We start from the raw sequence: 7,611 nt of genomic DNA, 5'->3' as shown, positions 1-7,611 counted from the left end.
GGTTCCTTTTGCTTCAACTGGAGCCTCTGGTAAGGTTGGTTGCGTTAAGGCTTGACCTTCTTTGCCTGCCTCTTGCGTTCCTTTAGCTACCTGATGCGTTGGTTCAGCTTGTGGTACTGGAGTTGGGGCAGGTTGCTCTTCTTTCTTAGTTCCGACTGCAATGACTTGCGAAACAGGATTTTGAACCACTTGGTCTTCGATGACTTCTCTAACTTCTTGACCATTAACCATCGATACTTTGGTTACAATGCGACGCTGACCATTTACTCCAGCTGTGACGATACGAGTCTGTCCTTCTGCTAGATTGGTATCTGGGCTTGTGACTGTTTCAAAAGGAATATCTACCAAGCTCTCTTCCAGTCTTGACTGAGGTTTCTCAGAAACTGGTTTTTCTTGAACTACTTCTGTCTTATCAATTTCATTTGCACTTTGCTTTTCTACTGGCAACTGAGGCTTCTCAGCTGAAGCTGGCCTTGATGGATGGAGTTCTGCTTCCTTGAAGTATCCAATGTATTCATAGCCATCAATGTGGATAATCCCTTCAGCCAAACCTTCATGTGTAGAAGCCGAAATAGTTTGGTTATAAGAAAGCAATTCTTTATTTTCAAACGCAAATGTGGTGAAAGGAACAAAGTTGCTTGCACCAATCGAACTAATTAATAAGACACCAAGCACCTTACCACGATGTTTTTTAGAGATTAATAAAACAGCCAAAGAAGCCGTAGCCAACCCTATACCAGCCAAGGCTAATTCTTTACTCCCTGTATAAGGAAGTTCTTGGTAGGTACTAGCTTTCTTTCGATACACTGCATAGATAATATCATCCTCTTGAAACTCCGAAGGGACTTCATGGTGAATTAAGGCTTTTTCAGACTCGGTCAATTCCTGCTCCGCCAAATAACGGTAATGAACGCTATGAGCTCCACCAACTTCATTGGCTTGTACCTTATCTACTGAAAGGGCACTTGCACCAAAAAGGAAGGCCCCGATGGCTACAGGACCAACCCCAACAGTTAACTTGCGAATGGAATATTTAGTAATTTTTTCAAGTTGTTGTTTTGTTTTTCTCATTCTTATGACTTTCTAATAGAATCTTGCGGATAGTGCGCACGCGCACCTCCAATTAATTTTGGACGACTAGCAAGAGCCGTTACATGGGCATGCCCAATTTCTCTCAAAAGAGGGCGAATCGGAACCTGAACATGCTTGACATGCATGCCAATTGCAGTGTCTCCGATATCCAATCCAGCATGAGCCTTGATAAATTCAACCTCAACTGGATCTTGCATAAACTTGAAGGCTGCCAACTGACCTGAACCTCCTGCATGAAGGGTAGGAAGGACACTAACTATTTCCAGAGCAAACTGCTCTGCAACCTGACGTTCAACAACGAGGGCCCGATTGACATGTTCACAACCTTGAACAGCTAGATGAATTCCTTTTTCCTCTAGGATATCTAGGATGGTCTTCACAATGATTTCCCCAATTTCTTGGCTGGATTCCTTACCAATCTGACCACCTATCACTTCACTAGAAGAAAGGCCCAAAACAAAGATAGATCCTTGCTTCAAATTGGCCTTTTCTAACACATCTTCTACAATCTGGCTTGTTTCTCTTTGAATGTCTTTTTCCTTCATACTTGATACCTCTTTTGTCACTATCTATCATATCGTTTTTTCTTGTTTTTAGCAAGATAGACAACCTAGAAAGCTTGCCCAATTACGCATAAAACTCCCAGAATTGACTGGGAGTTAGCTAGTTTCTATTCTATTTATGTATATTTCAACCGTCGTTCCTTTGCAAGGTGCAGAATCAATCTTCATCTGATAATCTTCTCCAAAATGAAGTTTAAGACGCTGGTCAACATTTGGCAGACCAACTCCTCCACGTTTGAGCTGACTCTGACTACTATCGCTAGCATCTTGGAAGCCAACGCCATCATCTTCAATGCGGATGACTAGTCCTCTATACTGTTTCTGAACAGAAACTTTAATATGTCCCTGACCTTCCTTCTCCTTGATGCCATGGTAAAGAGCATTTTCTACTAGAGGTTGCAACACCAGCTTGGGCAAGACTAGATTATCGAAGGCAGGATTTTCATTAATTTCGTATTCCAGCTTATCGCCATAGCGTTGTTTCTGGATAAAGAGATACTGGCGGACATGGTTAATTTCGTCAGACAGGCAAATCAAATCTTTACCCTGATTGAGCGCTAGGCGGAAATAAGTCGCCAAGGACTTGGTCACCTGAACCACTCGCTGACTATCCTGAAATTCAGCCATCCAGATGATGGTGTCCAAAGTATTGTAGAGGAAATGGGGGTTAATCTGACTCGACAAGGCTTGAAGTTCATACTGACGGGTCGTTTCTTCCTGTTTGCGCACATCTGCCATCAGCTGATCAATCTGATCCAACATGGCATTGAACTGACGAGTCACTTCTCTCAGTTCATGGGCACCAGTTTCCTTGGCACGAAGATTCTGATTACCAGAAGCAATCTCCAGCATGGTTTCTCTCAAGTCAGTCAGAGGAGCAATCCAGCGTTTAAGACTAATCCACACCAAGCAGAGACAGGCAAGAAGAGATGTGACACTGGCTCCAAGCAAGGTCCACATGAGTTGACTCCTAACCTTGTCTAACTTCTCCAACGAAGACACACCAAGCACCGTCCAATCAGTTCCAGCAATCCTTTCCTGACTGACGTAGGATTTGTGATCTGGAGTATAGCCCTGCCCTGTCTCAATGTAGGGTTTCATAGCCTCCATTTCGCTAGACGAACTATAAACTGTGTGTTGAGGATGATAAACAAATTCATGGTTTTCATTGATGATAAAGGCAAAGCCCTGCTGGCCCAACTGGAGTTGGTTAAGATAGGCTTCCAGAGTTTCATAAGAAATATCCAAACGAAGCACGCCCAGATTAGCTCCCTTTGCATCAACAAGTTCTTGAGTGACAGAAATGACCCACTGACTATCTGATTTACGAGCTGGTGTCAAAACGGGCTTAGCTCCCTGATGAATAGCCTTTTGGTACCAATCCTCAGCCATCATATCAGAAGAAGTTTTCATCTGCACACTGTCATCTGTAGAAATGACCTGACCGGATTTAGTCACAAGAACAACAGTTTTCAAGTCCTGGTCTGCCTTCAAGATAGTCAAAAATAGATCTCGAATTCCCTTGACCTTGTCTTGACTGGGATTCTCAGCATAGGCTAGGACATCTGCCTGCTGGGTCAAACTAGTCGAGGTGGTTTCTAATTTTTTGATATAAGAATGGATAAAGTGGCTAGTCTGACTGATAGTCGTTTGGCTATTACCCTCAATAGTAGCCTCAATGGCCGAGGAACTAGATTGATAGTAGAAAGTCCCAACCAGAGCTAGGAGAATGAGAAAGACCAGAAAGATGGAAATAACCATTCTGACTAGGAGAGAAGAACGCTTCATCGACCTTCCCCCTTCTTAAACTGACGAGGTGTCACACCTGTAATCTGCTTAAAGCGTTGGGTAAAATAGTTCATATCTTCAAAACCAACTTTCTCTGCGATTTCATAAATTTTCAGATCTGTAGTTAAAAGCAAGAGCTTGGCTTGTTTGACACGCTCTCTTACCAGATAATCCTGAAAAGGCAGCCCCAACTCTTTCTTAATCAAGGAGCTCAGATAAGTCGGACTAAAGCCCAAGTCACTGGCCAAAGATTTTAAACTAAACTGACTGTCAGCCAGATGAGACTGTATCTTCTGAGCCAGGTTTCCCTCAAACTTATCAGTCAATAAATCTTGTAACTGCTCTTCCTTTTCTTCCTTGTCTAGTTTTTGCTTGATTTTCCCCAACATCTCCTCAATGTCCTGACGAGAAAAGGGCTTGAGCAGGTAGTCATCCACACCAAGTTTGACAGCAGACAAGGCATAATCAAAATCATCATAGCCTGTTAAAAAAACTAGATGAACCTGTGGATAGGTTTCTCGTACCAGACTGGCCAACTGGATGCCATTCAGCTGAGGCATGTTGATATCGGTTAAAATAATGTCTGGCACCTGCTTTTGAATCAAGTCCCAAGCCTGTCTTCCATTTTCAGCCTGACCGATGATTTCCATATCGTAGGCTGATACATTGACCAGCTTGGTCAAACCTTGTCTTACCAGATATTCATCTTCTACAATTAAGATTGTGTAGGTCATGCCCTGCTCCTTTGTCACTTACTAGTATCAGTATAGCAAAATTCTCCTCTAACTGCTTAGGAAAGACTTCTTAATCGACATAATCTAGTAAATAAGCGTAACCTTTTTCTTCCATTTGGTCTTTGGGAATAAAGCGAATAGAGAGACTATTGATACAGTAGCGCAAGCCACCCTTATCCTGTGGGCCGTCCGTAAAGACATGGCCAAGGTGAGAATCTCCAACTCGGCTCCGCACTTCCATGCGTGTCATATTGTAAGACTTATCTTCCTTGTAGGTAGCAACATCTGGGCTGATGGGTTGGGTGAAACTAGGCCAGCCGCAACCAGACTCAAACTTGTCCTTTGATGAAAAGAGGGGTTCGCCAGTTGCTACATCCACATAGATACCAGATTCGAATTTATCCCAGTAGCGGTTTGAAAAAGCCCGTTCTGTTTGATTTTTCTGGGTAACTGCATACTCTTCAGGCGACAAGGTCTTTTTCAATTCTTCATCACTTGGCTTTGGATACTTGCTGGCATCGATGACGGGGTAGGCAGCCTGGTTGACATTGATATGGCAGTAGCCATTTGGATTTTTCTTAAGATAATCTTGATGGTAATCCTCTGCCACCACAAAATTCTTCAAGGGCTCCTTTTCAACCGCCAGAGGTTGGTCGTATTTCTTAGCCACCTCATCAAAGACTTGGTTAATCACCTCTAAATCCTTGTCATCTGTGTAATAAACACCGGTACGGTACTGGGTCCCCACATCATTTCCTTGTTTATTTTTGCTGGTTGGATTGATAATGCGGAAGTAATGTAGCAAGATTTCCTTGAGAGAAATTTGCTTGGCATCATAGGTGACATGGACGGTTTCCGCATGTCCAGTTTGGTTAATCAATTCGTACTTGGTTGTTTCCCCTCTACCGTTTGCATAGCCTGAAACTGCATCTGTCACTCCGGGAACGCGTGAGAAGTATTCCTCCACTCCCCAGAAACAACCTCCAGCTAGATAAATTTCATGCAAGTCTGCGTCTTTACTAATTTTTGTTTTTTTCACTGTTTTTCCTCCTTGGCTAACTGATGCTTTCTCAATTTGCGAGCTATCTGTCTGCCCTGCATTTCGCATCAATAGAAAATAGAAACCGGTTATGGCTAGGAAAAAAATCCCTGCCAAGACAAACAATTTTACTTTATCATTCATGACCTTTCCCTACCCCATTTCTTTCAATTCTTTTAAAATCATATCCTTATCCATAAAACCTGGTTGGGTTTTGACCAGCTTGCCTTCCTTGTCTATAAAGGCTTGAGTTGGATAAGAACGGACACCATAACTTTCCAAAAGTTTGCCTGATGGATCAATTAAAACTGGGAAATTTTTATAATTCAAGCCCTTGTACCAGTTCTTAAAGTCAGCTTCAGCTTGTTCTCCCTTGTGACCAGGAGACACTACTGTCAAGACCACATAGTCGTCTCCAGCATCCTTAGCAATTTCGTCCGTATCTGGAAGGCTGGCTAGACAGATGGAACACCAAGAAGCCCAGAATTTGAGATAGACCTTCTTGCCCTTGTAATCAGACAAGCGGTAGGTCTTGCCGTCTACACCTGTCAATTCAAAATCAGCAACTGCCTGACCCTTGGTGGCAGTTTGCGAGCTGACTTGTTCTGTTTTTGTTTGCTCCTTCATAGTAGACTCGTCTGACATATTTTTAGCAGAACAGGCTGCCAAGCAACAGATTGAGCCTACTCCAAGGAGACATGTTTGCCATTTCTTCATTTCTTTTTCCTCTCTATTCAAATAATGTAGTCAAAATGGAAGCATTTCCCAAAAGCACCAAGATTCCCATCACGATAATTAGGAAACCACCCACTTTTTTGAGAGTTCCTAGATAAGGATGGAGTTTTCGGAAATGTTTCAAAACATAGCTGGAGGCTAGAGCTAGAACCAAAAATGGTAGTGCTAGACCCAGCGTATAGATTAACATGAGACCAGCTCCCTGCCAAGCACCGGAGCCACCTGAAGCCGCTAAAGCCAAAACAGAGCCAAGAACCGGCCCCACACAAGGCGTCCAAGCAAAACTAAAGGTCAACCCCAGTAAAAATGCCTGACTATAGCCCTTACCCTTTTGCCCCTGTCTCTTTAATTGTAGCCTTCTTTCCTTGTAGAGTCCCTGAAAATGTAAGACTTCCATCTGGTGCAAACCCAAAAGAATGATAACCGCACCCGTCACATACTGAAACCAAGAGGCATACAAAAGGTCTCCTAAAAAACCAGCACCATATCCCAGTAAGATAAAGATAAAAGAAATACCCGCTATAAAGGCCAAAGTTCTTAATAAACTAACAAGTGAGATTGAAAATTTCCCACTAGAAGCCTGAGCACCATCTTTATCATCCAACAAGACCCCTGCATAAACCGGTAACAAGGGTAAAATACAAGGAGAAAAGAAGGAAAGAATTCCAGCAAGAAAAACACTGATTAAAAAGATTATATTATCCATTGCCTTCCTCCATTCTTTGATTTGATAGGACTATTATAGCCCTAAAACTCCAGAAAAAACAGGGACAATGATAGGGAAAAATAGGAATTTAATCAGGTTATGTAAAAAATGGTTCAAAAAAAGCCAGACAAGGTCTGACTTTGATGGAAACTGAAAAGAAACTTCACTAGTCTTCCCTACTTATCTGATAATAAATAAGGTCCGCAAGATAGCCTTTTCTCTCTACACCATTGGTAATAGTCTTGAGATAGGACATTCCAGCCTTCTCCATGACACGACCTGAAGCTGGATTGAGACTGGCATATCGAGCTCTAACTTTTTGAAAACCTGCTTGAGTAAAACAGAAGTCCAAGACAGCTTTCAAGGCTTCTGTCATAATCCCATGTCCCCAGTAAACCTTGCCTAGTACATAGCCAATTTCACAAGAAGAATTGTTCTCATCTATTGCAACGATGCTGATATCTCCTATAACTTTCTCCGGATTTTCTTTGAGACAAATAGCCCATTTGTAATAGTTGGGATTGGTATAGGATGCAACCCAGTTACGAATCGAGTTTCGAGTCACCTCGACATCAGAATGAGGATCCCAGGTGACATAGGTCAGATTCTCAGCGGATGAAGCCCAATTCTGAAACATGGCTTCTGCATCACTTTCTACAAATCTTCGCAAGATTAAACGTTCTGTCTGTAACATTTTCGTTCCGATTGCTTTCATGATGCTGCCTCGCTTTCTGATATATGATTTCTATTCAATCTCCATTTAGATTTGCTTTGCTTTTTAATTTCAAGGTAATAAGCTAAAAAGGTCCACCTGACCTTCCTCGCTTACTTGTTTCCATGCTCGGGGTAAACCCTTGACGCAGTCGCTGTCTGGTTTGAAATGCGCTCTAGCAAGCTTTTTCAAACATAGTCATCGTTGCGGGGGTGAGACGACGAAATCGAACTCTGTGAGTT

The 7,611-nt window shown here is 42.5% G+C and carries 8 protein-coding genes; all 8 read right to left on the bottom strand.

The features are described 5' to 3' along the window. The coding region (locus HMPREF2701_RS03770) for a G5 domain-containing protein (RefSeq protein WP_148130511.1) at positions 1-1,071 on the bottom strand (1,071 nt) is incomplete at its 3' end. Positions 1,072-1,073: 2 nt separating this feature from the next. Further along, entirely contained in the window at positions 1,074-1,637 is a 564-nt protein-coding gene (locus HMPREF2701_RS03765) for a TIGR01440 family protein (RefSeq protein ID WP_049510992.1), read from the bottom strand. Positions 1,638-1,751: 114 nt separating this feature from the next. Continuing rightward, a complete protein-coding gene (locus HMPREF2701_RS03760) occupies positions 1,752-3,443 on the bottom strand; it encodes a cache domain-containing sensor histidine kinase (protein WP_070482146.1) in 1,692 nt (563 codons plus the stop codon). Continuing rightward, positions 3,440-4,177 (bottom strand): response regulator transcription factor, encoded by a 738-nt coding sequence (locus HMPREF2701_RS03755; protein WP_061590309.1) that lies wholly within the window; start codon positions 4,175-4,177, stop codon positions 3,440-3,442. The genes HMPREF2701_RS03760 and HMPREF2701_RS03755 overlap by 4 nt, the downstream gene beginning before the upstream one ends. Before the next feature lie 70 nt (positions 4,178-4,247). Continuing rightward, positions 4,248-5,360 (bottom strand): peptide-methionine (R)-S-oxide reductase MsrB, encoded by a 1,113-nt coding sequence (msrB, locus tag HMPREF2701_RS03750; RefSeq protein WP_061590310.1) that lies wholly within the window; start codon positions 5,358-5,360, stop codon positions 4,248-4,250. A gap of 9 nt (positions 5,361-5,369) precedes the next feature. After that, positions 5,370-5,933, bottom strand: a complete 564-nt coding sequence (locus HMPREF2701_RS03745) for a redoxin family protein (RefSeq protein WP_061590311.1) — start codon at positions 5,931-5,933, stop codon at positions 5,370-5,372. A gap of 13 nt (positions 5,934-5,946) precedes the next feature. Beyond that, positions 5,947-6,657 carry a thiol-disulfide oxidoreductase-associated membrane protein CcdA2 gene (gene ccdA2 / locus HMPREF2701_RS03740; RefSeq protein WP_070482145.1) on the bottom strand — a complete coding sequence of 237 codons (711 nt, stop codon included), beginning with the start codon at positions 6,655-6,657 and terminating at the stop codon, positions 5,947-5,949. 166 nt (positions 6,658-6,823) lie between these two features. After that, complete coding sequence (locus HMPREF2701_RS03735) at positions 6,824-7,372, bottom strand: GNAT family N-acetyltransferase (RefSeq protein WP_070482143.1); 549 nt, start codon at positions 7,370-7,372, stop codon at positions 6,824-6,826. Positions 7,373-7,611 lie beyond the last annotated feature (239 nt).

This window comes from Streptococcus sp. HMSC077D04 (genome assembly GCF_001808785.1).
Taxonomy (GTDB): Bacteria; Bacillota; Bacilli; order Lactobacillales; family Streptococcaceae; genus Streptococcus; species Streptococcus mitis_BX.
The sequence above is the reverse complement of the archived record's forward strand: the minus strand, read 5'-3'. Positions and strand labels throughout refer to the sequence as shown.